Raw genomic sequence first — 25,404 nt, 5'->3', positions numbered from 1 at the left:
CCTCGTCGCATCATGGTCCCCCAGCACCCAGCACGTCCGATGGGGGAAAATGTCGGTCCCAGCGGCCGGGGGGAACGCCCCGGCGCCCGTAGCGATCCTGCTCGTCGAGGACGACGAGGTGATCCGCAGATCGGTGACGCTGGCGCTGGAGCGCTACGGCTACCGTGTCACCTCCGCCGGTGACGGACTGACCGGTCTCGAAGTGTTCCTGCGAGGCGGGCACGACCTGCTGTTGCTGGACATCATGCTGCCGGAACTCGACGGCATCGGACTGTGCCGCCGGATCAGGGAGACCAGCACGGCCCCGATCCTGATGATGTCGGCCCGCGGAGACATACCAGACATCGTGGCCGGCCTGGAATCGGGCGCCGACGACTACGTCGTCAAGCCGGTCGACACCGCCCTGCTGGTGGCCCGAATACGATCCCTGCTGCGCCGCGCCACGTTCGCGCCGGTCGCGGCGGCAGCGGAGCCCGGCACCGCGATGGCGGTGCCGGGCGGATCCACGGCCTCCCTGCCGGACAGGCCGTTCCCTCCTGGCGGGAGCGATCCATCCGGCGGGCGCCCCCGGCTCGTCTTCGGAGACCTGGCGGTCGATACGGCCGGCCTGGAGGTGTTCCTCGCCGGTGAGCCGGTCGCGCTGGGCCCCACCGAACTCCGGCTGCTGCTGGAATTCGTCGCCCACCCGGGCATCGTCCTGGACCGGCAGGCCCTGCTGCGCAACGTGTGGGACTACGGCTGGGACGGCGACAGCCGGGTGGTCGACCTGTGCGTGCAGCGGCTGCGGAGGAAGATCGGAGCCGGGCGCATCGAGACGGTTCGAGGATTCGGCTACAAGCTGAGGAGCTGACATGGGAGCCCGGCGGTCCCTGCTCAACTGGCGCTCGCTGCGCTGGAGTATCGCCCTCCTGGTAGCCGTGGCGTGCTGCGGCATCGCGCTGACGGTAGGGCTGCTGGTGCACCACAGCACGTACGAGTGGTCCATGAACGACGGCGCGGCCAAGGCGCGCGTCGCCCTCAACACCGCCCTCTCGGCGGACAGCGGCAGCGGTCTCTGCGTCCTGGTGACGGCCCCCGAGGACATGCCGGCGGCTCTTGTGCGAATGGTCCGGGACAACGGGAGCGGCCACCTGTACGAGCAGTACGACGGGTACTGGACACGGATGTGGGCCGGAAAAAGGATGCCCGGCGGGCGCCTGGCGGCAGTCTGGGTCGACATGACCTCCGACCGGAACAGCCGTTGGGCCCTGGACCGGCACATGTGGAGGTACTCACTGGTCGCGCTGGCCGTCATCGTTCCACTGTCCGTCCTCGCCGCCGAACTCCCCAACCGGCGACTGCGGTGGGTGGCGCGTACGGCCCGGTGCATAGCCTCTGGCGACCTGGTCGCCAGAACCGGGACGGGCGGCCGGAAAGGCGACGAGATCACCGAGATCTCGGCCGCCGTCGACTCGATGGCCGACAGTTTGCAGGATCGGCTGCTCAGTGAGCAGCGCTTCACCGCCGATGTCGCCCACGAACTGCGCACCCCGCTGATGGGCCTGGTCACCTCCGCCGAACTGCTCCCCGAGAGCGAGGCCACCGATCTCGTCAGAGACCGGGTACGAGTGCTGCGCGCCCTCGTCGAGGACCTGCTGGAGATCTCCCGCCTCGACGCCGGCACGGTCCACGCCGACCTGCGGCCCGTCGCCCTCCCCGACTTGGTCCGGGACTCGCTCGCCCGCACCGCCCTCGACGCGCATCTCACGGCCGGCGCCGTGCCGCCCGCCGTGGTGGAGACGGACCCCCGGCGGCTCGACCGGATTCTCGCCAATCTGGTCGTCAACTCCCACCGGCACGGCGCCGGTCCGGTCGAGATCACCGTCGAGGACACGACCGTCGCCGTCCGCGACCACGGCCCAGGCTTCCCCGACAGCCTCCTCGCCGACGGACCGCAACGCTTCCGCACCGGAGCAGCCGAACGCGGCCGCGGCCACGGCCTCGGCCTCATCATCGCCTCGGGCCAGGCCGAGGTCATCGGCGCGACCCTGCTCTTCTCGAACGCCGCTGACGGCGGAGCCGTCGCAACCCTCCAACTGCCGCCCAGCTGACGCCACCGGGCCTCCCCTGTTGGGGTGCGGCCCTGTCGCGTGTCAGAGGGGGGAGTCGTACCGCCCTGCTTTGGCGGCGCGGATGAAGGTGCGGAGGTTGGCGAGGGTGGTGGTGAGGATGACGTCGGGGGCGTCGCTTTCGCGAAGCTTGATGACGTCGGGGGCGCTCACGGCGACGTTGACGCATGCCTCCCCTTCGCCGCAGTACGAGGATGTCTGCCAGCCGGCGGGGACTTTGGCGACGTAAAGGACTCTGCTGCGCATTTTGCTGCGGGGAGTGGTGTGTTGGCGAGGTGATCGTTCCTGTGGTCGCTTCCCTGTCGTGTGGCCGCAGGGGGGATGATGCGGATGTCGTTGCAGCCGAAGGGGCTGCCGGAGATCCCGGAACAGAGCGTGGCGGTGGCGCGGGCGGCTTTCCCAAGGGGAGGCTGCCGATTCGGGTGCGGGACCGCTTGGCGGAGGTCTTCGCCGACGAGCCGTTCACCGGCGCCTTCGGGATCCGTGGTGCCCCGGGGATGGCACCGGCGGTGCTGTCCCTGAATCACGGTTCTGCAGTTCGCCGAGAACCTGACCGACCGGCAAGCCACCGCGATGGCCGTCCGCGCGATCGACTGGAAGTACGCGATCGGGGCGGAGCTGACCGGTACCGGCTTCGGTCCCAGCGTGCTGGCCCGCTTCCGCGCCCGGTTGGCCAGGCACGGCCTGGAGCGGGTGGTCTTCGACCGGCTGGTCGACCACTGCCGCGACGCGGGCTGGTCGGCGCCGGCGGCAGACAGCGTACCGATGCCACCACGTCATCTCCGCAGTCCGGGACTGAACCGGCTGGAGCTGGCCGGGGAGAGCGTGCGCGCCGCGCTGGAGGCCCTCGCGGTGGCCGCGCCCGCCTGGCTGGCCGACCAGATCGACGTCGCCGAGTTCGCCCACCGCTACGGACCGAGGGTCAACGGCTGGACCATGCCGTCGTCCAAGGCCAAGCGGGACCGGCTGGCGCAGGTGTTCGCGCAGGACGGCTATGCGATCGTGCGGGCCGCCTGTGACGCTGCCGCCCCGGTGTGGATCCGTGATGTCGAGGCCGTCCAGATCCTGCGGCAGGTGCTCGTGCAGACCTACTGCATGCGCACCGACACTCGGGGCGGGAGGTGATCGTGAAGCGGGACGCCGACGACGAGGGCGTCCCGCCCGGCAGACGCCGTCTGGCCTCCCCGTATGACCCGACGCCCGCTGGGCGGCCAAGGGCGAGGACCTGTTCTGGTGCGGATTCGAGATCCATCTGACCGAAAGCTGCGACGCCCCCACCGAAGCCGAAGCCGAAGCCGGACGGCGCTCCTGCCCACGGCCGAACCTGATCGCCGACGTGCACACCACCGACGCCACCGTGCCGGACGTGAAGGCCACCACCGGCATCCAGCAGCGGCTCGCCGAACGCGGCCTCGCCCCGGGCGAGCACTACCTGGATTCCGGCTACCCCTCGGCCGGCCTGGTCACCACCGCCGCGCAGAACGGCATCACCATGGTCACCCCGCTCCTGGCCGACCACTCCCCGCAGGCCAAGGCCGACCAGGGCTTCGGCAAGAGCAACTTCCGCATCGACTGGAAGACGCGAACCACGGCTTGCCCCGAAGGTCCACCAGCAGCGGCTGGTACCCCGTCACCCAGCACGGACACGACGCCATCATCGTCGAGTTCGACAGGCGGGACTGCCGGGCATGTCCCTCGCAAAAGCAGTGCACCACCGCATCCCACGGCTTCCGCACGCTCACCCTGCGACCCCGTGAGATCCACGAGGCCGTCACCACAGCCCGCACCGAACAGGACACCGGGACCTGGCGGGACAAGTACGCCCTGCGCGCCGGAATCGAAGGCACCGTCAACCAGGCCCTGGACGTGGCCGGGATACGACGGACCCGCTACCGCGGCCTGCCGAAAATCCGCCCCCAGCACGCCTTCTCCGCGGCCGCGCTCAACATCGTCCGGCTCGACGCCTACTGGACCGACCGCCCCCTCGGCCGCAACCGCTCCAGCCACCTCGAACGCCTTGCCTACCGACTCACCGCACGAACCCGAATAGAGCAGCAGAGCCCCTGTAGCCCCCAAAGTCCCGTCGGAATTAAGTCCTCCCGAGCTCGATTGTTCCTGCGCAGTGATCGAGGTGGGGGAGGCGTATGAACAACCTGAAGGCATTCAGGGTACGTGGTGGACAGGCCACGGAGATTGTGGGCTCGTCCGTGGCACTGGAGCGCGAGTTGCAGTCGCTGATCGAGGGCAACATGGAGGCGATGCTCGGCATTCGTTTCCTGGCAAGCGAGTACGGGCCGACATCGGGGGCGAATCGACCCTTTGGACCTGGACGAGAACGGGACACCGGTCATCGTGGAGTACAAGCGCTCCCGTGACCAGAACGTCACGAATCAAGCGTTGTCGTATCTGTCGTGGCTTCATGACCATCACCATGAGTTCGAGAGCCTGGTCAAGGAAGAGCTCGGTTCGGAGGCAGCCGAGGTGATTGACTGGAGCAATCCCCGACTCGTCTGCATCGCTGGGGACTTCACTCACCACGACACCGTGGCGATTGAGATGATCGGCCGTCGAATCGATTTGGTGAGCTATCGGGTCTTCGATGACGTGTTGACGCTGCACCTGGTTGCTTCCGTTTCCGGTACCGCGGCTCCGGCTCGGCGAAGGGCGGTGTCCGCCTCCCGATCTTCCAACGCTCCTTTGCCGAAGTCGGTGCAGCAGTACTTCGATGAGTCGCCGCAGGATCTTCAGGATCTCTATGCGGATCTCGACGAGGTACTTCTGTCGCATGGGGACGTGCAGAAGGAGCCGCAGTTGCACTACATCGTGTACCGGCGGATCAAGAATGTCGCCACGGCGCGCGTCCAGCCTCGTAATCGGATGCTCGTGGTCAACCTGAAACTGGATCCGGACGCCGTGGAGCTGGAGGAGGGCTTCTCGCGAGACGTCCGCGGTCTGGGCTGTCTCGGAATCAAGGACGGTGTCGAGGTACGGATCAGATCGCGCGAGGATCTCGCGCGGGCCGCTGGCCTCATCCAGCGGAGCGTCGAAGAAAGCTGACCGGAGCGTCAACGGCGGTTGCTTCATCGGGTTTTGGGTGAAGCAACCGCCCTAACCGCCCTCTTCTGTGTTTTCGCCGGTCTGCCAGTGGGCGCCTTCACTCCTCGGGCCCGGCGAGTTCGAAGTCGTCCTGGGCGAGGGCACCACGGAGGCGCTCTTCGGCGATGTCGGCGTAGTGGGAGGAGAGTTCGACGCCGATGAAGTTGCGGCCTTCCTTCAGAGTTGCGACGCCGGTGGTGCCGCTGCCGGTGAAGGCGTCGAGGACGGTGCCGCCGGAAGGGCAGACCTGGACGAGCTACTGCATGACCTCGATGGGCTTCTGAGTGATGTGGACACGGTCCTTGCGAGGCTGGGAGGCGATGTAGTGGCCAGGCAGGTAGGGGTTCCGGCGTGGTCGAGGCCGCCCTTGACGCCCCAGAGGATGAACTCGGAGTCCTGCTTCGGACCACCCTTGCGAGGGCGTGAGGCCGACTTGATCCACGGGATGGTGCCGGACCAGGTCCAGCCGGCCATCTGTAGGACATCGGAGGTGGTGGGGTCCTGCCGCCAGTCCGAGAAGACCATCACGATGGCGTGTTCGCGGCTGGCGCAGTATGCCTCGGTGAGCAGTTCGGTGAGCCAGGCGCGATAGGAGCGCTGGTCTCGTTCGGCGAGCGCCGGGACAGCGCCGCACAGGGGCACGACGAGTAACGGCGGGCAGCCGAACGCGGCTCCGGCCCCGTCGTCGGCCTGTTCAGTGGAACATCCGGGCGCCGAGCGGGTGCTGCTGGTCGAAGCCGGGGAGGATGAGGAAGGTTGCGCTGGCGGTGGTGGTGGTGAAGCGCAGCAGGGCGTCGGAATCGTCCATATGCGCAAGCGTGTTGGTGAAGGTGCGTATGTCGTTCTGGAAGCTGATGAAGAGCAAGCCAGGGGTGGGCTCGTCGGTGCTGTAGGAGCGGCGGAGCATGAGGCCGACGCCGACCACGTTGGGGTTGGCCCGGCGGACGTGAGCGTCGGCCGGTATGAGGTAGCGCCCGTCAGGTGTTTTGGCGCCGAGGTTCGGGGCCGAGGCCATGGTGCCGCCGGAGAGAGGCACGGCGGTGGCCCGGTGCCGGCCGAAGACCGCCTCCTGGTCGGCGACGGAGAGCGCGGCGAACCGCGGCAGGTCGAGTTCCATGCGCCGTAGTACGGCAAGGGTGCCGCCGGCGACCGGAGCCGGCCCGGCCAGCCACAGATGGCGTTGGTGTTCGGCCGTCGTGTGCGGGCCCACGATGCCGTCGATGAAACCGAGCAGGTTCTGTGGCGCGGAAATGTCCTTGTCCACGGGGATGTTCGGACCGCGGCGTCCGGACTGCCGCCAGCGTTCCCGTATCCGGTCACCGGCCTGGTCCAGCAGCGCGGCGGCGGTGACCGGCAACAGCAAGGCGTCGCTGGCGCAGATCTGTATCAACAGGTCCCCGCCGCGTGCCTGTGGGGCGATCCGCTCGCGGGAGAATTGAGGGAGGTCCGCCGCGCCGGGCAGGGCGGGATCGGACATGCGCACCAGCCGTGCGCCCACCCCGATCGTCACGGTGAGATCGCCCGGCGGCAGGCCCAGCAGTCGTGGATCGTTCCCCGCGGTGAGGGTGTGAATGGCCTGGCCGAGTTCGGCCAGCAGCGGACCGGCGGCCACGGCGTCGCCGAGGTCGGCCACCAGCGCCAGGAGGTTCGGCTGGGCCGGTTGCGGGAGCGTGATGCCTGCCTGATAGCGGCCGACCGGCGACACCCGTGTCATCGACGCGGCGGAAGGGGGCGGGCCCGGCTGAGGTGCAGGCGATTCGCACCCGGCGGCGAGCCCGGTGGCCGCCACGGCCCCGGCGGCCCCGATGAAGGCGCGGCGTGACGGATGGGACTCGGCTCGGCTCACGGTGGGAAGAATGCCATATCCGTTCAGGCGGTGGTGAGTTGATCGCTCTCCCGCCGGTATGACTTCATGCCAGGATGAGGCCATGCCTCGTCTGCGTCTTCGCCTGATGGCCGCGTTACTGAGCACACTGACATGTGTACTGGCGGGCTGCGGGTCCGGCGATGACGGGTCGAGCCACGGCCGGCGACCGTCCGGCGCGCAGGTGACGGTCAGAGTGCCGGCCGACGCCCCGACGATCTCGGCTGCGGTGTCTCTCGCTCACCCCGGTGACCTGGTGTTGGTCGCTCCGGGCGTGTACCACGAGTCGGTGGAGATCTCCACGCCTCGCGTCACTCTGCGTGGTGAGTCTCGGGACAAGGTCGTCATCGACGGGCGGTTGCAGCAGCCGAACGGGGTCGTCGTCACCGCGCCCGGGGTGGCCGTGGAGAACCTGACCGTGCAGAACAACACGCAGAACGGGGTCCTGGTCACCGGTTCGGCGAAGGCCGTCGCCGGGCTGCCGGGGCGTTCGGGGGGCTACGACACCGGCGATGAGCCTGTCACCTTCGTGAAGTCGTTCCTGGTTTCCTATGTGACCGCGACTCGCAACGGTCTCTACGGTATCTACGCGTTCTCCGCGCAGGACGGTGTCATCGAGCATTCATACGCCTCGGGCGGCGCGGACTCGGGGATCTATGTCGGACAGTGCAAGCCCTGTCACGTCGTGGTGCGGGACAACGTCGCCGAACTCAACGCGGTCGGTTACGAAGGCACCAACGCCAGCGGCGACATGTACGTGGTCGGCAACCGCCTGGTCGGCAACCGGGTCGGACTCACCACCAATTCCGACCACCAGGAGAAGCTGCTCCCGCAGCAGGGCGCCATCATCGCGGGCAACCTGATCGCGGCCAACCAGCAGCGGGCGACCCCCGTCCAGGCCGACGGCGGGTGGGGCATCGGCGTGGGCATCGACGGCGGCAGCGACAACCACTTCATCCGCAATCGGATCGCCGACAACAGCAACGCCGGGCTGGTGATCACCGCAACCGCCGACATCCCTCCGAACGGCAACCAGATCGTGGACAACACCTTCGCCGTCAACGGAGTTGACGTCGGCTGGACGTTCCGCACCGCCACGCGGGGACGGGGCAACTGCCTGCGCGGCAATGATCTGCGAACCACCGTGCCCGCCCGGCTCGCGACGACCGCGCCCTGCCCGCTGCCGGCCGGATCGCCCTCGCCGGCCGGCAGCTGGGCGATGCCGACGGCACCCGGTGGCATCCCGTTCACCGAGGTCGCGGCGCCTGGTCCCCAGCCACAGTTCCCCGGCGCCCGCACTGCGGGCGCCACCGCCGTCCCGGCCGTTCCGGCCCTGCCGGACACGGCAGGCATCCCGCTGCCGCCGGCGTCCCTGCTCGCCGCCGGCGCGCGGGTGCGGACGCCCTGAGCGTCCTGAGCGTCCTGAGCAGCGGCTACCGCGCCGGGGTGACTCCGGGTACCGGGGTGACTCCGGGTACCGGGGTGACCGGAACGTACTTCTGGGTGTCGAAATCGATGACCACCGGCTGCGTCTCGGAACCCACGCTGACCCGGGTCCGGTACATGGTGCCGTCCGAGCCGACCCAGTAGCGCACGCTGCCCGCCGTACCGGCGCGGTCACGGGAGGACGGTCCGGTCATGACGTCCACCGGATGCCCGTTCACCTGGTCTCGTCCCCACCAGGCGGCGCCGTTCTGCGACAGCAGTTGGGCGTTGTCCGGCCGGTCGCTGCCGAGGCTGAGCGCGATGGTCAGCGCACTGTCCAGCGAGCTGCCGGACGACCGCAGCGGACGGCTGTACCAGCCCGACCGGGGCGGCGACGCGGGTGCGTGCCCCGGGGCGTTCGCCATCGGGTGGACGAAGACCGCGGCGGCCGTCCACTCGATCAGCCCGTCGCTGGACGCGTCGCGTCCGGTGCCGTGCACCACGCCGTAACCGAGCTTGCCCCGGTAGTCGACGGAACCCGTGACGATCAGCCCGCCGGCGGTGCCCGGCACAGTGATCGTCACCGAGCGGCCGTGCGCCTCGTAGTTGCGGAACCGCGTGATCGCCAGCCGGCTCGTCTCGTCCGAGGTCAGCGCGCGCGGACCGCTGGGTCCGGAGCCACTGCCGGGGATCAGGAACGCGGCCACGGCGACGGCCGTCGCACCGATGACGGCTGCCGCCCAGCGTGGCCGCAGCCATCGGCGCCGGTCAGCCGCAAGGCCCGATCGAGCTTGCCGGATTCTCACGCTCCGCACGCGGCGCGACGCTGACACTCTTCTGGTTCACCCTCTCAGTCACCACCCTGCCGAGTGCCGTCGTGCGGTCACGGCGGCACTCGGCAGTCCGGTGACAGACGACGCCAAGGCCGGCCCTCGCGGACCGGCCGAGACGTGATGTGCCCGACCGCGCCGTCCGGAGCGCGGGCGGGCTGATCACCGTTGTTCAGTTCGTTCGGTGATTCTGGGCGCGACGCTTCCGGCTCAGGAACACGATGGCCAGGCCCGCGCCCACCAGCAGACCGACGAGGGCGACCATCTCCGGCAGCCCGGCCATACCGGTGTGCGCCAGCGAACCCGTGCTCCCACCGGCCGGGGCCTGGTTGGCAGGCGGCACGGACGGCGGCGGCGTAGCGGCCGGTGGCGAGGTCGGCCCTGGGGTCGGGGTCGGCGTCGGGGTCGGGGTCGGGGTCGGTGTCGGGGTTGCCTTCGGGATGTACACCCCGGCGTCGATCGTGTGATCGACCCCGCCCGGCTTGTCCGGCGCTGTGACAGGTGCGTAGCCGTTGCACAACCGCCCGGTGGTCGGCGGGGTCACATTGGAGTCATGCGCCCGGTCGGCACCGGCTCGCGGAAGCGTGAACCGCAGTTCGCTTGCCGGGGGTTGGCCTGGCACCTTGCCGGTGTCCGCGGTGCACACGTCGAACTGCACCGTGTATTTCGCACCCGGCGTGAGCTCGTAGGCGGCGCCGACACCACCGAAGTAGTACTCGCCGGCGGCATCGGTCCTGGTCGTGGCGACCTGTTTGCCGCCCGCGTCCAGCAGGTTGATCGTCGCACCCGGCAGCGGCACTTCCGCCGGGTCCTGGATCCCGTTGTGGTCGCCGTCGAACCACACGCGGTTGCCGATCTGGATCGGCGCGTTCGCCGCCGCGTACGCGATGTCGCCGAGCCCGCCGGCCTTGCCGAATCCGTTCTGTTCCGGACCGACGAACTGGTACGCGTTGGCGGCCGGGCTGTTGCCCGGACCCTGACCGGTCGTGATGTCGTAGTAACCGGTCCCGCTGGTTTCGACGTTGACGGTCGGGTCGAACTCCGTGCTGACGACCCACTGCTGCCGGGGAATATAGGCCACCGCCCCCAGCGCGGTTTCCTGGTGACCGCCCGCGAAGAAGTCGCCCGGGAAGTATTCGACGACACCGTTGTCCTGGCCGCCGTCGGTGGCGGGGGTGGCGTGGTTGGGGCAGTTCCCGGTGCCTTCCCACGCGTATCCGCCGGTGGGATCGGCGCAGGCCATGGTGATGTCACCACCGGACATGCCCGTTTCCGGCGTGTTGTTCTGCGGGCGAGGGTCCAGTCCCTTCGCACTGAGAACGTCCATGAACCGGTCGCGGAAACCGAGGATGATCGAGCCGTCACGCGCGAAAGCGAGGCTGGCCAGCGCCGGCTGCGGATCGATGAAGGCACCGCCGAGATTGTTTTTGTCCCAGGTGGCCAGGTCGGTGTTCCACGGGTTCCACTGGCTGTTCTGAGCGGATGCCTTCTGGGTGGCACCGGCAAAGATGTCACCGCGCTTATTGGTGAGCGAATGCGTCAGCACCGTGGTGAACTGCTTGCCGTCGTAGGCGTAGACGACGGCTTTCAGGTCCGCGCGATTCTGCGTGCTCTCCGCGTCGCACACGCCACCGACGTAGAGCTTGTTGTCGTGCGTGGCGAGACCGAACGGCCGCCAGTCGCTCGGCGCCGCGCAGTCCGGGTCCGGGATCCGCACCGTCGCCTCGGGCGCCGACGCGGTGGCCCCGGTCGCGTCGAATTTCACCAGGGTCCGGGTCAGCAGGTTCACCGCGTACAGCGTGGAACCGTCCTCCGACAGGGCCAGACCGCCGATGCTCTCCTTGCCCGGTGCGTCGGTGAACCCGGGATCCTTGATCATCTGCGCCGCGTCGTGCGGTGTCACCGCGGCGCCCGGCACCCGCGCGAACAGCTTCGGCGCACCCTCGCCGCTGACCGGTACGGTGTAGATCGCGCCACCGCCCTCCGGCCCGTACGGGGCGTACCGGCGGGCGAACGCGCTCTGGAACAGCCGGCTCCGGTACTTGTCGTAGGCCAACCCGAACGTCGTGCCCACCTGGGCCTGCGTGTCCAGCGTGACCGGGCACGACACATCGGTAGGACACGTGCCTCGGGTCTTCGTCCCGAACGCCACCAGTGCCCGGGTGTCAGCTCCGTTGGCGCCGTTCTGGACCGGTACGAAATAGCGCGATTCCGGCAGCGTGTAGTCGGCCGGATCCCACACCCCCGTCACCACCGAGGCGTTCTTGCCGCCCGACACATCCACGAACGACGTGAAGCTGTCGAAGTGGTTCCCCGCCGTCGACGCAGGCGCCGCCCGCAGATAGCCGCTGTACGGCGCCGGGATGCTGACGTCGACGCGGTACTGGCCGCCGCTCAGCACGGTCGACCGCGGCACCACGACCTTTCCGGTGGCATCCGTGACGCCGGTGACAGCGTGACCGGCGGGGTCGGAGACCTGCACCTTCATGCCCCGCTGCGGCACGTCCATCGTCGCGTTGATCACGCCTTCGCCGAAGAAGTCGCGCAGTACCTCAACCGTCAGCGTGCCGTCGGCGGTCGAAGCCGCGGCCGGTCCAACCGCCGCCCCCATGGCGCCGCCTGCCAGCAAGAGAACAGACAACCCCATGCGCGCCAGCGGCTCCACAAGCCTCCGGGCCGGCCGGCGCGAGTCTCTGCCTAGTCGGTTCATGGCATCACTCTCCACACCTCTCTTGTCATGAATACGAAGCCCCGCTTCTCGCTGCACGTCCACTTCGTGGCCCCGGACGAGGACGCCGGCCGCGAACGGCCACGGAAAAACAAAAGGGGCCCACTCCTGTGGTGTGGGCCGCCTCGTGGTGATCGCCGGAGGATATTGCGGTCGAGCGGTAAACGTCGCAGGCCAGAAAAAGCGAACGCGCGTTCAGCGTCTCGGGAAGGACAGCCCTGGGGTGCGTGTGTGTGCAGCTCAATCACGGTGCTCTCGCCCCCCACCGCCGACCTCACCCACGCCATCGCGAGCAGCGCGCGCCGCACTCTATCCGTTGGCATCTCGCCGTCACCAGCGGAACCGTGACATCCATCGGAATTCGCGGCAGTCCCCCGGCGCCCGGAGAATGGTGACCGGAAGAACGTGCGGCAGCGACGTGCTGACCGGCCGCGTTCAGCCACCTGGACCACCCCGGCACCCGGCAGGCGATCCAAGTCGCCTGACAGCAGCGCGACTTGCGCACCGGGAAGCCGGCCATCGAGCGTGTCTGCCTGATCACCAGCCTGCGCGCCTTCGATGCCACCCGCACCGGACTCGCCACCTGGATCAGAGACCGCTGAGGCATCAAGAGCCTCCCGCACCACCTCCGATCGTCACTCTCCGTTATTTCACACGGGGTGTGCGCCGGTGACTCGCAGCGTTGCGCCGCACACGCTCCCGCCTGTCGTCGCAGGGCAGTTGACTGGTACCCGTACGGACAACGAAGTCGTTCGCGAGAGGAATGAGGAGCGCACCGTGACCGCCCACCCCGAACCCGATCTGGTGGCCGCCGACCTGGCGGAAATGAGGCGCCGCCTCGATGTGCGCACCGCCGAAGTCGAAGGCCGGCTCGCGCTGATCTCCCAGCGCTCGGCACAGTACGAGCGTGACGCGGACGAACTACACGCCCGCGTCACGCAGTTGGAGAGCGGTCGCTGGCCGCTGCCGTCCCTCGCCGCGCTCACGGGGCTCGCGGCGTTGCTGGTCACCCTGTGGCAGGCCGTGGCCCGATGAGAGAGGGCCGGCAGCGGCGGGGCGGACCGGTCAGCCGAGCCGGATGTGGTGCAGCATCAGCAACGCCGCTGCCATGTTGGCGGCCGGCACCTCCCCCCTCGCCACCATGTCCGGCACCAGCTTGAGGGAGACCCACTCCCGCCGGTCGGACTCGAAGTCGTCCTGCGGCTGGCCGACGAAGGCGCCCTCGTCGGACCAGTAGATGTGGTGCCGGGCATCGGTGAGGCCGTTGGACGGCTCCACCGTGAGGAGGTGCCGGAGGGGGCCGGGACGCCACCCGGTCTCCTCCTCCATCTCCCGCGCGGCCGCGGCCGCGATGTCCTCGCCGTCCTCCACGACACCGGCGGCCAGCTCCCAGCCCCAGGTGTCGGTGATGAACCGGTGCCGCCACAGCAGCAGCACCTCATTGGCCTCGTTGACCACTGTGGCCACGGCGACGGGCCGCATCCGGATCAGGTAGTGATCCAGGTGGTGGCCGTCGGGGAGTTCCACATCGGCGAGATTGACCCGGAACCAGGGGTTCGCGTACACGGTCTGTTCACTGAGGTTGTTCCAACGCACTTGATGTCACCTTCCGCCGTTTTGAGCTGGCGAGGTGACACGAGCCCGGTCACAGCGGAACGCGCAGCACCTCGTCGATGAGATCGGCGGCCGCGTCGGTCGCGGAGCTCCCGGTCTCGGCCAGATGCTCGCGCACCGCCCGCAGCCGGTCCCGCAACCGTTGCGACTCCATGCCCCGAACCTGCTCGGTCATCTGCGCGGCATTGGCCACGGCCCGGTCCGCATCGCCTTGGCGCAGCTCGATATGGGTGAGCATGGCCAGCCGGTGGACCCGGCCGCGGTCGTGTGCGGGGGTGTCGACGGCGGCGTCCGCCTGCTCCCGGGCGGAGCGCAGGTCACCGAGGCTGAGCAGCGCCTCCGCCACTTGTACGTTCACCAGGCCGGGCTGGACGTAGCCCGTCTCCGCCGGTTCGAGGCCCGGCCGGATCCGCTCCGCCGCCGCCTCCGCACGCCGGATGCACGCCAGCGCGCTGGCGCCGTCGCCGAGCCGTGCGTAGGACTTGGCCTGCATCGCGTAGAGGTCCGCGGAGAGCGCCGGGGTGATCTGCGGACCCGCGGCCCGCAGCGCCGCCTCCGCGAAGGCGACCGCCTGGCGGTATTCCCTTACGAAGAGGGACTGGTTGACCAGCAGCGCGATCACATACGCGCCGAGGCCGCGGTCCCCGCTCGCCTTGGCCAGCCGTAACGCCTGATGGAAGTAGCGCTGGGCCAGCCCGAGAGCGTCCGAGTCGTACGCGCAGATGCCGGCGACGGCGACCAGCCCGCCGGTGGCCCGGTGGAGCTGGCGTCCCGTCGCGTCGGTGTAGCTGCCCCGCAGCAGCGGCGCCGCCTCGGTGTTGAGGAATCCCACGATGCGTGCTCTGGTCGCGACACCACCCGCCTTCCGGTACATCTGCTCGTAGTGGGTCCGCGCCGTGCGCAGCATCTCGATGTCCGCCATGCCGACGCGCGACATCCCGGCGCGCGAGACGTCGGAGTCCTCGGGAGGGTTCTCCCACTCCCATACGGGCATGACCGCCGAGGTACCGGTGAGCGCGGGGGCGGCCAGGATGTGCGGCCGCTGCTGTTCGTCGGACCGCCACAGGGCGGTGGCGCGCTCGACGAAACCGGAGAGCGGGGTGACGGGGCCGCGCAGGTCCGGCCGGCTGAGCCCGATGTCGTCGAGTCCTACGGCGCGGTGCAGCCGGTCGCCGAGGATCTCGCAGATCATGTCGGGTACCTGGCCGCGCGGCCGCTGGCCCTTCAGCCAGCGGGCCACCGCGGTGTGTTCGTACCGCAGGGCGAGGCCGCGGGCGCGGCCGAGCTGGTTGATCCGGGCGGCCAGCCCGGCATGCGAGATACCGGCCTCGTCGAGGATCGCGTCGAGCAGGGTGTTGGGCTCCATGCCGGCCTCCCGGTGAGCCGGGCCGGCCGTGGGCCGACGGCTCATGGCCTTGTCGACTTACTGACTTCGTCAGATCAGCGTAGTGAACCGCGCTTCACACGGGGTGTGAAGCGGCGGCGGGCGCCATGGATACATGTCGGAGTGAACTGCCCTGCTCCGTACGGACGTTGCGGCGGCGCGCCCTGGTCCGGGGAGCACCGGCACCCCGCCGGGCTCCGGAACAGGCCGGCACTCCCCCGGGGTCCCGGGCGAGCGATGCGGCGGCTGATTTTCCCCGGAACGCCGGAAGGGGTGCGGGTGTGGACGGCATCCCTGCCGTCCACACCCGCACCCCTCATACCGTTCCCGGCGGGCGGATCCGCGCTCAGCCGCGCAGCGCCGCTCCGGTGCGCTCCACCGCCACCGCGACCGCCGCGTCACGGGCCGCCGTGGCGTCCTCCGCGGTCAGCGTGCGGTCGGCGGCACGGAAACGCAGCGCGTACGCGAGGGACTTCTTGCCCGCGCCGAGCTGCTCGCCGGTGAAGACGTCGAACAGCCGCACCGACTCCAGGAGGTCACCCGCGCCGTCGCGCAGCGCCGCCTCGACGTCCGCGGCCGGCACCGTCTCGTCGACGACGATCGCGACATCCTGGGTGGCGACCGGGAAGGTGGAGATCCGCGGGGCGCGCCGCGGACCGGTCGAGGCCCGCTCGACGCGGTCCAGGTCGATCTCCATCGCGCAGGTGCGCTCCGGCAGGCCGAGCGTCTTGATGACGCGCGGGTGCAGCTCACCGGCGTTGCCGACGAGGATCTCCTCGCCGTCGACGACCGCGAGCAGCGCCGCGCACCGGCCCGGGTGCCACGGGGCGTGCTGGTCCTGCCGGACGATCAGCTCGACACCCGCCTCCCGCGCGACCGTACGGCCCGCCTCGACGGCGTCCGCCCAGGTCGCCGGGCGGGCGGAACCCCACCAGCCGGCCTGCTCACGGGCCCCGGCGAGCACCACGGCGGCGCGCCGCGGCTGCTGCGGGAGCGAGGCGTCCAGCGAGGCGATCTCGTCATCGGTCGGCCGGCGGTCGACGACCAGCCGGGTGGCCGGCTTCTCGTCGCCGGTCGCCCGGAAGACCGGACCGGTCTCGAAGAGCGCGAGGTCGTGCGAGCCGCGGCCGACGTTGCGGCGCAGCGCGTTGAGCAGCCCCGGGACCAGCGTCGTCCGCAGGTCGGGCTCCTCGTCGGAGAGCGGGTTGACGAGGGTGACGGCCTGCCGGCGCGGGTCGTCCGCCTCGATGCCGAGCTGGTCGAGGACGGCCTGCCCGGTGAACGGGTAGTTCAGCGCCTCGACATAGCCCGCCCCGGCGAGCGCCCGGCCGACCCGGCGGTGCAGCCGCTGACGCTCGGTCAGGCCACGGCCGGCCGGCGGCCGCGGGAGGGTGGCGGGGAGGTTCTCGTAGCCCTCCAGCCGGATGACCTCCTCCGCCAGGTCGTTCGGGTCGCTCAGGTCCGGCCGCCAGGACGGCACCGTGACGACCAGTTCGTCCTGCCCGTACACATCGCAGCCGACCTCCTGGAGGCGGCGGACGACGGTCTCGCGGCCGTAGGTCACCCCGGCGACCTTGTCCGGGTGGTCCGCGGAGATGGTGATCGTGCGCGGCCCGCTGGGCGAGACGACCTCGGTGACCCCGGCCTCGGCGGTGCCGCCGGCCAGCAGCACCAGGAGGTCGACGGTCCGCTGCGCCGCGGCGGAGGCGGCCTGCGGGTCCACGCCGCGCTCGAAGCGCTTGGACGCCTCCGAGGACAGCTTGTGCCGACGGGCCGTACGGGCGATCGACAGCGCGTCGAAGTGCGCGGCCTCCACCACGATCTCGGTGGTGCCGCGGACCTGCCCGGTCTCGGGGTCGGTCGCCACGTCCGCGATCTCGGTGTTGGCGCCGCCCATGACACCCGCGAGGCCGATGGGACCGCGGTTGTCGGTGATGACCAGGTCCGCGGCGTCCAGCACGCGCTGGACGCCGTCCAGGGTGGTCAGCTTCTCGCCCGCGAGGGCGCGGCGGACCCCGATCGGACCGTCCACGCTGGTGCGGTCGTAGGCGTGCAGCGGCTGGCCGAGCTCCAGCATCACGTAGTTGGTGACGTCGACGGCCAGCGAGATCGGGCGCATCCCGGCCTTCTGGAGCCGGCGCCGGAGCCAGAGCGGCGAGCGCGTCTCGGGGTCCAGACCGGTGACCGTGCGGGCGGTGAAGCGGGTACAGCCGATCGGGTCGGCGACCTGGACCGGGTAGCCGTACGCGTTCGGCGGCGGCACGTCCAGCAGCGCCGGGTCGCGCAGCGGCAGGCCGTAGGCGGTGGCGGTCTCGCGGGCGACACCGCGCATCGACAGGCAGTAGCCGCGGTCCGGCGTGACGGCGATGTCCAGGACCTCGTCGACCAGCTGGAGCAGCTCGATGGCGTCGCTGCCCACCTCGTGCTCCGGCGGCAGCACGATGATGCCGTCCGTGCCGTCGTCGCCCATGCCCAGCTCGTCGCCGGAGCAGATCATGCCGTGCGAGGTCCTGCCGTACGTCTTGCGCGCGGCGATCTTGAAGTCGCCGGGCAGCACGGCGCCGGGCAGCACCACGACGACCTTGTCGCCGACGGCGAAGTTGCGGGCACCGCAGACGATCTCCTGCGGCTCGCCGGTGCCGTTGGCGGTGCCGACGTCGACGGTGCAGAAGCGGATCGGCTTCTTGAAGCCTTCCAGCTCCTCAATGGTCAGCACCTGGCCGACGACGAGCGGGCCCTTGAGACCCTCGCCCAGCCGCTCGACGGTCTCGACCTCAAGGCCGACGGCAACGAGCTTGGTCTGTACGTCGCGGCCGGACTCGGTCGCCGGCAGGTCGACGTACTCCCGCAGCCAAGAAAGCGGGACCCGCATCAGATCTCCATCCCGAACGGCCGGGTGAACCGGACGTCGCCCTCGAACATGTCGCGCATGTCTTCCACGTTGTGCCGGAACATCAGCATCCGGTCGATTCCGAACCCGAAGGCGAAGCCGCTGTACTTCTCGGGGTCGACACCACAGGCGATGAGCACCTTGGGGTTGACCATGCCGCAGCCGCCGAGCTCGATCCAGCCCTCGCTGGAGCAGGTGCGGCAGGGGCGGTCCGGGTTGCCCACGGACTCACCACGGCACACGTAGCAGACCATGTCCATCTCGGCGGACGGCTCGGTGAACGGGAAGTAGTTCGGCCGCAGCCGGGTCTTCATGTCCGCCCCGAACAGCGCCTGGACCATGTGGTCCAGGGTGCCCTTGAGGTCGGCCATGGTCAGGCCCTCGTCCACGGCGAGCAGCTCGATCTGGTGGAAGACCGGGGAGTGCGTGGCGTCCAGCTCGTCGGTGCGGTAGACCCGCCCCGGGCAGACGACGTAGACCGGCGGTTCGCGGTCGACGAGCGTACGGGCCTGGACCGGCGAGGTGTGGGTGCGCAGCACGACACCGGACTCGTCGCCCTGGGTGCCGTCACCCTGGACGAAGAAGGTGTCCTGCATCTGGCGCGCCGGGTGGTCGGGCACGAAGTTGAGGGCGTCGAAGTTGAACCACTCGGCCTCGACCTCGGGGCCCTCGGCGACCTCGTAGCCCATGGCGACGAAGACGTCCGCGACCCGCTCCATGAAGGTGGTCAGCGGGTGCCGGGCGCCGGCGGGGACGCGGTCGTAGGGCAGCGTGACGTCCACCGCCTCCTCGACGAGCACGCGTGCGTCGCGCTCCGCCTCCAGCTCCTCCTGGCGGGCCTTGAGCGCCTGGTTCACCCGGCCGCGCGCCTGGCCGACGCGCTTGCCCGCGTCCGCCTTGGCGTGCGGGGGCAGGGCGCCGATCTCGCGGTTGGCGAGGGCGAGCGGCGAGCGGTCGCCGGCGTGCGCGACCTTCACCTCGCGCAGCGCCTCCAGATCGGCCGCGGCGGCGACGGCGGCGAGCGCCTCGTCGACCCGCCGGGCGATCTCTTCCGGTTTCAGGGCTTCGACCTCGACAGGGTCGTACGACTTATTGGGTGCGGACATCTCTTCCCGTGCTTCCGGTGGTCTGGCTTCGCTTCGCTTGGCATCGGCTCTTCGATCACAAACTTCGGATGCCGAGCCCGCGCTTGTGCCCGCGATGCTTGTGCGCCAAAGGTGCCAAAGGTCAAGTCTAAGGGGACGGCTGCCAGGGCTGTTCCAAGCCCCTGGCCGGGGCGCCCGCCGCTGCTCCTCAGGCCATGAAGGCCGGGGCCGCGACGGGCAGGCTGAATCGGAACTGCGCGCCGCCGGCCGGCGCCCGGCCGACCGTGATCGTCCCGCCGTGCGCCTCGACGATGCCCTTGACGATATAGAGGCCGAGGCCCGTGCCGCCGCGTTTGCTGCCCCGCCAGAAACGGGTGAAGACGCGGCTCATCGACTCCTCGGGGATTCCGGGGCCCTCGTCGCTCACGGTGACGGACGTCCCTTCCGTATCGGCCCGGTCCGCTGCCGGTCCGACCTCGATCGTGACCGTTCCCGCACCGTGCCGCACGGCATTTTCCAGCAGGTTCCCCAGCACCTGGTCGACTTTGTCCGGGTCTGCCCACAGATCGGGCAGGGGCGCCAGCATCCGGATCAGGAAGCGGTCCGGCCGCTGTCCCGCGGTCGTCTGCGCCTGGACGTGCCGGCGGACCGCCGCGCTCATGTCGACCCGCTGCCGGCGCACCTCCAGCCGCCCGGAGTCGATCCGGGAGATGTCCAGGAGCTCGGCGATGAGGCGGGTGACGCGGCTGGCGTCGGCGTCCACGGTCTCCAGCATCAGCCGCTTCTGGTCGTCGGTGAAGCGCTCCCACTTCTGGAGCAGGGTGGCCGTGAAGCCCTTGACGGAGGTCAGCGGCGAGCGGAGTTCATGGGCGACGGTGGCGATCAGCTCGGCGTGGCTCAGTTCCGTACGGCGCCGGGCCTCGGTGCCGCGCACCGCGATGACCAGCCGCTGGAGGGGACCGGTCGGCCGGCTGCGGACATAGCGCGCGGAGACCAGCACCTCGCGGCCGCCCAGCAGCAGATTCCGTTCCGGCTGGCCGCTGCGGATGGCGAGCCCGCCGTAGGGGTCGGTCAGCTGCCACCAGCGGCGGCCTTCGAGGTCCTGCAACGGCAGGGCCTGTTCGAGGGGGTGGCCCAGCGCGTCCCGCGGGGCGATGCCGGTGAGCTTGGCGGCCGCGGTGTTGAAGCAGATCACCCGGCCGCTCTCGTCGGCGACGACCAGACCGTCGGGCAGCGTGTCGGGGTCGAGCCCGGGACCGGCCCCGAGCGCGCCCGGGTCGGTGGCGGGCGACGGGCCGTCCGCGGCACCGCCGGGCGGGCAGGTGCCGGCGGCGACCGTGGTGCCGGACGTCCTCACACTCACTCCCGTTACCCCCTTCCGGGCCCCGAGCACGCAAGACTACTAGGACGGACCGTATGTGCCGCGGAGACCGGACGGACGCCCCTCAGCCGGGTGACACCGCGCGGCAGCCGCCCGCGGTGCGCTGGGCACGGGCCGAGGCGTAGAGACAGACGGCGGCGGCCGTCGCGAGGTTGAGACTCTCGGCCCTGCCGTGGATGGGCACCCGCACCACGGCGTCCGCCAGCGCGCGGGTCTCTTCCGGCAGCCCCCACGCCTCGTTGCCGAAGACCCAGGCGGTGGGCCCGCTCATGACGCCCGCGTCCAGCTCGGCGTCCAGATCGCGCTCGCCCGCGCCGTCGGCGGCGAGGATCCGCACCCCGGCGGTCCGGAGCCCGCTCACGACCCGGTCGACCGACACGCCGACCGCGACCGGCAGGTGGAAGAGGGAGCCGACCGAGGCCCGTACGGACTTGGGGTTGTAGAGGTCCACGGAGGCGTCGGTCAGCACGACGGCGTCGGCGCCCGCCGCGTCCGCGCAGCGCAGCACCGTACCGGCGTTGCCCGGGTCGCGGACGTTCGCGAGCACCGCGACCAGCTGCGGGCGGGCGGCGAGGATCTCCTCGAACGGCGAGTCGAGGAACCGGCAGACGCCGAGCAGGCCCTGCGGGGTGACCGTCTGCGAGATGTCGGCGACGGTCCGGTCGTCGGCGAGGTGCACCCGGACCCCGGCCGCGCCGGCGGCCGCCACGATCTCGGCATGCCGCTCGGCGGCCTCGACGGTCGCGAACAGCTCGATGAGCGTGGGCTCGCCGTCGACGCGGTGCGCGATGGCCTCCCGTACGGCCTGCGGGCCCTCGGCGATGAACCGGCGTTCCTTGCCGCGGAAGGTACGGCGGGCCAGCCGCCGGGCGGCGGCGACGCGCGGGGAACGCGGGGAGATCAGCTCGGGGGTGCCCATGGGCGGCGGCTCGCTTCTTTCGTTCGGTGCGTGGGGACCGGGCGAACGGTCCGGCAAACGGCGGCGGACCCGCAGGCCGGGGCCTACGGGTCCGCGTCACACCGTCGTCAGGCTGAGGTTCAGGCAGCCTTCGGGGCGTTGACGTCGCTCGGCAGCGCCTTCTGCGCGACCTCGACCAGCGCGGCGAACGCGTTGGCGTCGGTCACCGCGAGGTCGGCCAGGATCTTGCGGTCCACCTCGACGTTGGCGGCCTTCAGGCCCTGGATGAAGCGGTTGTACGTCATGCCGTTGGCGCGGGCAGCGGCGTTGATGCGCTGGATCCACAGCTGCCGGAAGTCGCCCTTGCGCTTCTTGCGGTCGTTGTAGTTGTAGACGAGGGAGTGGGTGACCTGCTCCTTCGCCTTGCGGTAGAGGCGGGAGCGCTGGCCACGGTAGCCGCTGGCCTGCTCGAGGATCGCCCGGCGCTTCTTGTGGGCGTTGACTGCCCGCTTGACGCGTGCCACTTGTTAACTCCTTGTAGCGGGGCCGCGGTTGTCTTCACGCGACCCGGTTCGAATGTGGACCCGGTCCAGGTCCCGCACCCCGGCCGTCGGCGGGGCGCACGGACTCACTTGCCGAGAAGCTTCTTGATCTTCTTGGCGTCGCCCGGGGCCATCTCGGCGTTGCCGGTGAGGCGACGCGTCAGACGGGACGACTTGTGCTCGAGCAGGTGGCGCTTGCCGGCGCGCTCGCGCATCACCTTGCCGGAGCCAGTGATCTTGAAGCGCTTGCTGGCACCGCTGTGCGTCTTGTTCTTCGGCATGCGCCGTTCTCTCCTCGTCAGTGGCGCTCCCACCGGCACGGACCGGCCCGCGGGAGCGTCAGATGTATCGGTTTTGGTTTCCGGGCGGGTGCCCCGGTGTGAATCCGCGGCTCACGCCCGGGAATCACGCCTCGGCAGGCTCCTCGGCAGGCCCCTCGGCGGACTCGTCCGCGGGTGCTCCGCCCTGGCGCTCCGCCTTGCGGGCGGCCTGCGCCTCACGGGCCTCGGCCATCGCCTCGGTCTTCTTCTTGTGCGGACCGAGAACCATGATCATGTTTCGGCCGTCCTGCTTCGGGTTCGACTCGATGAAGCCGAGGTCCTCCACGTCGGACGCGAGCCGCTGCAACAGCCGGAAGCCCAGCTCGGGGCGGGACTGCTCGCGACCACGGAACATGATCGTGATCTTGACCTTGTCACCCTGCTTGAGGAACCGGACGACGTGACCCTTCTTGGTGTCATAGTCGTGCGGGTCGATCTTCGGCCGGAGCTTCATCTCCTTGATGACCGTGTGCGCCTGGTTCTTGCGCGCCTCACGGGCCTTCATGGCCGACTCGTACTTGAACTTCCCGTAGTCCATGAGCTTGCAGACCGGCGGACGTGCGTTCGCCGCCACCTCGACCAGGTCGAGGTCGTACTCCTGCGCAAGCTCCAGTGCCTTGGCAAGCGGCACAATGCCGACCTGCTCGCCACTGGGACCGACGAGTCGCACCTCAGGGACACGAATCCGGTCGTTGATGCGGGGCTCGGCGCTGATGGATCCTCCTCGGTAGCACCACGCGACGGCCTGGCGGACTGCCGCGTAACGTCTGTTTCGGTGTGACCAACCGCGCCGGTACATCAAAAACGCCCCGGACGGGACACAGGCGGGGCTCCGTAAAGTGGATCAGGAGCACCGCCGCGAAGTCTCCGCGGGGCGCAGCCAGACCGTTGACCCGCCGACCCTGAGGCCGGTGCGGGTGGGAGATCGGAGCCTCCACTTGTGGGCCGGTCACATGCGTGTCCGGCCGGTCGGAACACCAGAATACACGAGTCAAGGGGCGGGCACCCCTTTCGTCCCCGGACGGACCCGACCGGCCCGCGCGAAGACCGCGGGAGACGGGCCATAAGGTGGGCACGACCCCCTCAGCAGGAAGAGAAGTCCCCAGACATGAGTGAGCAGAGCCCGCAGCAGCCCGCCGCCCCGAATCCGGCAGACCAGGCAGACCCCGGCTTCGACGCCATGACCCGCGATATCGCGGAGGTGCCGGCGGTCGAGGTGATCACGACGGTCGCGGTGCACCTGATGAGCTCGGCAGCGGTCAACCTCGGTCTCGCCGAGGAGGGCGAGGACCACAAGGACCTGGACGAGGCGCGCAAGCTCATCCAGGCGCTGGCCGGTCTGGTCACCGCCAGTGCCACCGAGATCGGCTCCTACCACGCGGCGCCGCTGCGGGACGGGCTGAAGTCGCTCCAGCTGGCCTTCCGCGAAGCCTCGGTCGTCCCGGACGAGCCGGGTCAGGGCCCCGGCGAGAAGTTCACCGGCCCGGTCTACGGCTGACCCGGCGCCGCCTGCCCAGCGGATACAGGACGAGCCCCGGCCACGACGGCCGGGGCTCGTCCTGTATGCCGGGACCCGGCCGTCAGGCCGGCTACTCGCCGCGGGCCTGCCCGGGTGCCTCCTCGGCGGCGAGGACGGAGTTCGGCGGGTGGGTGATCTGGTGCACCACGGCCGCCAGCGCGCCGCCGATCAGCGGCGCCACGATGAACAGCCACAGCTGGGTGAGGGCCGCGCCGCCCGCGAAGAAGGCCGGGCCGATGCTGCGCGCCGGGTTCACGGACGTACCGGTGAGCGGGATGCCGACGAGGTGGATGGCGGCGAGTGCCAGACCGATCGGCAGGCCGTCGAAGCCGATCACGGCCACCCGGTGGGTGACCGAGAGGAAGACGAAGACCAGCAGGAAGGTCAGCACGATCTCGGCGACGAAGGCGCCGCCGAGGTTGATGTGGAGCGCGGAGCGGTCGCCCCAGCCGTTGGTGCCGAACGCCTCGTGGGTCTTCAGGCCCGGTACCTGCTTGGCGACCAGGAAGAGCAGGGCCGCGCCGACGATGGCGCCCAGGATCTGCGCGATCCAGTACTCCACGGCCGTACGGAGGGTGATGCGGCGGGCCAGCAGCACACCGAGGGTCACCGCCGGGTTGACATGGGATCCCGAGATCGGGCCCAGGGCATAGGCGAGGGCCAGCAGGGTGAAGCCGAAGGTCAGGGCGATGCCGAAGGTGCCGATGTACTCGCCCGCCAGCACTGCCGAGCCGACGGCGAAGAACACCAGGAGCAGCGTGCCGAGGAATTCGCATACGACGGGACGGGTCTCCGTGGTCTCCATGGGGCTCTCCTCGCGTGGATCTTGAGCTCTCCTCGAAATTGTGGGGCCGGGGAGCCGAACGCGCCCGTTGGCGAGGAGGAGCCCGGCGGGGAGAGCCGTCCGGCGGGACGGGACGGGAGGCCGGTGCGAGGGGGTCAGCGGCGGAAGAGCGGCTCCCCGGACGGGGCGGCGCCGGGCGGCAGAAGTGCCAGGTCCAGGCCGCGGACGAGACGGCCGCGCAGTACCTCGTCGGTGGCCAGCGACTGGGCCAGCCGCTCGGCGACCTCGGCGGCGGGGGCGTCGGCGGCGAGGCCGATCGCGAGGGTGGCATCGGTTTCGGCCGACGGGGCGAGATGGGCGACGCGTACGCCCGGCTCGGCGGCGAGGAGGGCGCGCAGCGCGTCGGTGACCGCCGGGTCGGCGAGCGGGTCGGCGCTCTCCCGGCCCTCGGCGAGGGCCCGCAGGGCGGCGCCGGTGAGCTGGTAGGTGACCGGTCCGGCCAGGTCGACGACGACCGTGTCGGCCTTCTCGTGGGAGGCGGCGAGCAGCGCCTGCTGGAGCGGCACCGCCACCGGGCGGGCGTCCGCGCGCCAGCGCTTGAGGGTCTCCATGGACGTGAAGGCGGGCAGCGCGCGGCGGCCGTCCGGGGCCTGGAGGGTGGGTACCGCCATATCGCTGGTCTTCTCGCGCCGCAGGCCGTCCGGGCCGGTCTCGGTCTCGCCCAGTACGGCGACGACCGGCACCAGGACGCGGGCGCCGGTCAGGGCCGACAGCAGCTGGGGCTCGGTGCCGCGGTCCCGGTCGTAGGCGGCCAGCGCGGCCGCCAGGGCCGGGTCGGCGGAGCCGTCGTCGTCGGAGTAGCCGGGGTCCGGGATGTTCTTCTGCACGGGGCGAGCGTAGCGGCTCGGGCCTTCCGCACCTCGCGCGGTGTGGCGC

Annotated in this window: 24 protein-coding genes and 1 pseudogene; 9 read left to right on the top strand and 16 right to left on the bottom strand. The window is 70.5% G+C overall.

What is annotated here, in order from left to right:
* Positions 1-49: 49 nt before the first annotated feature.
* Positions 50-850, top strand: a complete 801-nt coding sequence (locus ACLJWH_RS26360) for a response regulator transcription factor (protein ID WP_411144226.1) — start codon at positions 50-52, stop codon at positions 848-850.
* 1 nt (position 851) lies between these two features.
* Positions 852-2,090 carry a sensor histidine kinase gene (locus ACLJWH_RS26355; RefSeq protein ID WP_411144225.1) on the top strand — a complete coding sequence of 413 codons (1,239 nt, stop codon included), beginning with the start codon at positions 852-854 and terminating at the stop codon, positions 2,088-2,090.
* Positions 2,091-2,132: 42 nt separating this feature from the next.
* On the opposite strand, the gene ACLJWH_RS26350 is transcribed toward ACLJWH_RS26355, so the two are convergent.
* Positions 2,133-2,354, bottom strand: coding sequence for a DUF397 domain-containing protein (locus ACLJWH_RS26350; protein ID WP_411144224.1), 222 nt, complete (start codon positions 2,352-2,354; stop codon positions 2,133-2,135).
* Positions 2,355-2,630: 276 nt separating this feature from the next.
* Between ACLJWH_RS26350 and ACLJWH_RS26345 the strand changes: the two genes are divergently transcribed.
* From ACLJWH_RS26345 to ACLJWH_RS26330, 4 genes are all read left to right on the top strand, one after another.
* Positions 2,631-3,233 (top strand): transposase, encoded by a 603-nt coding sequence (locus ACLJWH_RS26345; RefSeq protein ID WP_411144245.1) that lies wholly within the window; start codon positions 2,631-2,633, stop codon positions 3,231-3,233.
* Between the two features lie 468 nt (positions 3,234-3,701).
* Positions 3,702-4,256 carry a transposase gene (locus tag ACLJWH_RS26340; protein ID WP_411144223.1) on the top strand — a complete coding sequence of 185 codons (555 nt, stop codon included), beginning with the start codon at positions 3,702-3,704 and terminating at the stop codon, positions 4,254-4,256.
* Positions 4,253-4,483 carry a hypothetical protein gene (locus tag ACLJWH_RS26335; protein ID WP_411144222.1) on the top strand — a complete coding sequence of 77 codons (231 nt, stop codon included), beginning with the start codon at positions 4,253-4,255 and terminating at the stop codon, positions 4,481-4,483. Before ACLJWH_RS26340 ends, ACLJWH_RS26335 begins: the two co-directional genes overlap by 4 nt.
* Positions 4,461-5,165, top strand: coding sequence for a DUF5655 domain-containing protein (locus ACLJWH_RS26330; protein WP_411144221.1), 705 nt, complete (start codon positions 4,461-4,463; stop codon positions 5,163-5,165). Before ACLJWH_RS26335 ends, ACLJWH_RS26330 begins: the two co-directional genes overlap by 23 nt.
* Positions 5,166-5,262: 97 nt before the next feature.
* Here the strand turns inward: ACLJWH_RS26330 and ACLJWH_RS26325 are convergent.
* Together ACLJWH_RS26325 and ACLJWH_RS26320 are read right to left on the bottom strand one after the other, a co-directional pair.
* A pseudogene (locus ACLJWH_RS26325) lies at positions 5,263-5,810 on the bottom strand (DNA-methyltransferase); the annotation flags it as partial.
* Between the two features lie 88 nt (positions 5,811-5,898).
* Positions 5,899-7,050, bottom strand: coding sequence for a Dyp-type peroxidase (locus ACLJWH_RS26320; RefSeq protein WP_411144220.1), 1,152 nt, complete (start codon positions 7,048-7,050; stop codon positions 5,899-5,901).
* 214 nt (positions 7,051-7,264) lie between these two features.
* Here ACLJWH_RS26320 and ACLJWH_RS26315 point away from each other — a divergent pair, with 214 nt between their 5' ends.
* Positions 7,265-8,476, top strand: coding sequence for a right-handed parallel beta-helix repeat-containing protein (locus tag ACLJWH_RS26315; RefSeq protein ID WP_411144219.1), 1,212 nt, complete (start codon positions 7,265-7,267; stop codon positions 8,474-8,476).
* A 25-nt stretch (positions 8,477-8,501) separates the two neighbouring features.
* Here ACLJWH_RS26315 and ACLJWH_RS26310 read toward each other — a convergent pair whose 3' ends face one another.
* Complete coding sequence (locus ACLJWH_RS26310) at positions 8,502-9,200, bottom strand: hypothetical protein (protein WP_411144218.1); 699 nt, start codon at positions 9,198-9,200, stop codon at positions 8,502-8,504.
* Positions 9,201-9,495: 295 nt separating this feature from the next.
* Positions 9,496-11,934: an SdrD B-like domain-containing protein gene (locus ACLJWH_RS26305; RefSeq protein ID WP_411144217.1), complete on the bottom strand. Its 2,439-nt coding sequence runs from the start codon at positions 11,932-11,934 to the stop codon at positions 9,496-9,498.
* Positions 11,935-12,828: 894 nt separating this feature from the next.
* Between ACLJWH_RS26305 and ACLJWH_RS26300 the strand changes: the two genes are divergently transcribed.
* Positions 12,829-13,086: a hypothetical protein gene (locus ACLJWH_RS26300; protein ID WP_411144216.1), complete on the top strand. Its 258-nt coding sequence runs from the start codon at positions 12,829-12,831 to the stop codon at positions 13,084-13,086.
* A 30-nt stretch (positions 13,087-13,116) separates the two neighbouring features.
* Here ACLJWH_RS26300 and ACLJWH_RS26295 read toward each other — a convergent pair whose 3' ends face one another.
* The 9 genes from ACLJWH_RS26295 to infC form a co-directional block, all read right to left on the bottom strand.
* Positions 13,117-13,647, bottom strand: a complete 531-nt coding sequence (locus tag ACLJWH_RS26295; protein ID WP_411144215.1) for an NUDIX domain-containing protein — start codon at positions 13,645-13,647, stop codon at positions 13,117-13,119.
* A 49-nt stretch (positions 13,648-13,696) separates the two neighbouring features.
* Complete coding sequence (locus ACLJWH_RS26290; RefSeq protein WP_411144214.1) at positions 13,697-15,031, bottom strand: transcriptional regulator; 1,335 nt, start codon at positions 15,029-15,031, stop codon at positions 13,697-13,699.
* A 364-nt stretch (positions 15,032-15,395) separates the two neighbouring features.
* Positions 15,396-17,921 carry a phenylalanine--tRNA ligase subunit beta gene (gene pheT / locus ACLJWH_RS26285; RefSeq protein WP_411144213.1) on the bottom strand — a complete coding sequence of 842 codons (2,526 nt, stop codon included), beginning with the start codon at positions 17,919-17,921 and terminating at the stop codon, positions 15,396-15,398.
* Positions 17,921-19,045 carry a phenylalanine--tRNA ligase subunit alpha gene (gene pheS / locus ACLJWH_RS26280; protein ID WP_411144212.1) on the bottom strand — a complete coding sequence of 375 codons (1,125 nt, stop codon included), beginning with the start codon at positions 19,043-19,045 and terminating at the stop codon, positions 17,921-17,923. Before pheS ends, pheT begins: the two co-directional genes overlap by 1 nt.
* 187 nt (positions 19,046-19,232) lie before the next feature.
* On the bottom strand, positions 19,233-20,387 hold the full coding sequence (locus ACLJWH_RS26275; RefSeq protein ID WP_411144211.1) for an ATP-binding protein: 1,155 nt from the start codon (positions 20,385-20,387) through the stop codon (positions 19,233-19,235).
* An 82-nt stretch (positions 20,388-20,469) separates the two neighbouring features.
* The gene (locus ACLJWH_RS26270) at positions 20,470-21,324 is read right to left on the bottom strand and encodes a TrmH family RNA methyltransferase (protein ID WP_411144210.1); all 855 of its coding nucleotides are present in this window, start codon (positions 21,322-21,324) and stop codon (positions 20,470-20,472) included.
* Positions 21,325-21,443: 119 nt separating this feature from the next.
* Entirely contained in the window at positions 21,444-21,827 is a 384-nt protein-coding gene (rplT, locus tag ACLJWH_RS26265) for a 50S ribosomal protein L20 (RefSeq protein ID WP_052857680.1), read from the bottom strand.
* 104 nt (positions 21,828-21,931) lie between these two features.
* A complete protein-coding gene (rpmI, locus tag ACLJWH_RS26260) occupies positions 21,932-22,126 on the bottom strand; it encodes a 50S ribosomal protein L35 (RefSeq protein WP_052857675.1) in 195 nt (64 codons plus the stop codon).
* Positions 22,127-22,250: 124 nt separating this feature from the next.
* The gene (gene infC, locus ACLJWH_RS26255) at positions 22,251-22,964 is read right to left on the bottom strand and encodes a translation initiation factor IF-3 (RefSeq protein ID WP_411144209.1); all 714 of its coding nucleotides are present in this window, start codon (positions 22,962-22,964) and stop codon (positions 22,251-22,253) included.
* A 309-nt stretch (positions 22,965-23,273) separates the two neighbouring features.
* Between infC and ACLJWH_RS26250 the strand changes: the two genes are divergently transcribed.
* Positions 23,274-23,663 carry a DUF1844 domain-containing protein gene (locus ACLJWH_RS26250; protein WP_411144208.1) on the top strand — a complete coding sequence of 130 codons (390 nt, stop codon included), beginning with the start codon at positions 23,274-23,276 and terminating at the stop codon, positions 23,661-23,663.
* A 91-nt stretch (positions 23,664-23,754) separates the two neighbouring features.
* On the opposite strand, the gene ACLJWH_RS26245 is transcribed toward ACLJWH_RS26250, so the two are convergent.
* Both ACLJWH_RS26245 and ACLJWH_RS26240 read right to left on the bottom strand, forming a co-directional pair.
* On the bottom strand, positions 23,755-24,489 hold the full coding sequence (locus ACLJWH_RS26245; protein ID WP_411144207.1) for an MIP family channel protein: 735 nt from the start codon (positions 24,487-24,489) through the stop codon (positions 23,755-23,757).
* A gap of 134 nt (positions 24,490-24,623) precedes the next feature.
* On the bottom strand, positions 24,624-25,355 hold the full coding sequence (locus tag ACLJWH_RS26240) for an SseB family protein (protein ID WP_411144206.1): 732 nt from the start codon (positions 25,353-25,355) through the stop codon (positions 24,624-24,626).
* Positions 25,356-25,404: the final 49 nt, after the last annotated feature.

Origin of the sequence: Streptomyces sp. x-80 (assembly GCF_046549095.1) — a bacterium.
In the GTDB taxonomy this organism is placed as follows: domain Bacteria; phylum Actinomycetota; class Actinomycetes; order Streptomycetales; family Streptomycetaceae; genus Streptomyces; species Streptomyces celluloflavus.
Note: the sequence above shows the minus strand (reverse complement) of the source record. Positions and strands in the feature narration are given on the sequence as shown.

Coding starts and splice junctions, on each gene's coding strand:
- ACLJWH_RS26360 (WP_411144226.1), top strand. CDS start 50: ATGTCGGTCCCAGCGGCCGGGGGGAACGCCCCGGCGCCCGTAGCGATC.
- ACLJWH_RS26290 (WP_411144214.1), bottom strand. CDS start 15,031: ATGGAGCCCAACACCCTGCTCGACGCGATCCTCGACGAGGCCGGTATC.
- ACLJWH_RS26350 (WP_411144224.1), bottom strand. CDS start 2,354: ATGCGCAGCAGAGTCCTTTACGTCGCCAAAGTCCCCGCCGGCTGGCAG.
- ACLJWH_RS26305 (WP_411144217.1), bottom strand. CDS start 11,934: ATGGGGGCGGCGGTTGGACCGGCCGCGGCTTCGACCGCCGACGGCACG.
- rpmI (WP_052857675.1), bottom strand. CDS start 22,126: ATGCCGAAGAACAAGACGCACAGCGGTGCCAGCAAGCGCTTCAAGATC.
- pheT (WP_411144213.1), bottom strand. CDS start 17,921: ATGCGGGTCCCGCTTTCTTGGCTGCGGGAGTACGTCGACCTGCCGGCG.
- ACLJWH_RS26245 (WP_411144207.1), bottom strand. CDS start 24,489: ATGGAGACCACGGAGACCCGTCCCGTCGTATGCGAATTCCTCGGCACG.
- ACLJWH_RS26270 (WP_411144210.1), bottom strand. CDS start 21,324: ATGGGCACCCCCGAGCTGATCTCCCCGCGTTCCCCGCGCGTCGCCGCC.
- pheS (WP_411144212.1), bottom strand. CDS start 19,045: ATGTCCGCACCCAATAAGTCGTACGACCCTGTCGAGGTCGAAGCCCTG.
- ACLJWH_RS26335 (WP_411144222.1), top strand. CDS start 4,253: ATGAACAACCTGAAGGCATTCAGGGTACGTGGTGGACAGGCCACGGAG.
- infC (WP_411144209.1), bottom strand. CDS start 22,964: ATGTACCGGCGCGGTTGGTCACACCGAAACAGACGTTACGCGGCAGTC.
- ACLJWH_RS26250 (WP_411144208.1), top strand. CDS start 23,274: ATGAGTGAGCAGAGCCCGCAGCAGCCCGCCGCCCCGAATCCGGCAGAC.
- ACLJWH_RS26355 (WP_411144225.1), top strand. CDS start 852: ATGGGAGCCCGGCGGTCCCTGCTCAACTGGCGCTCGCTGCGCTGGAGT.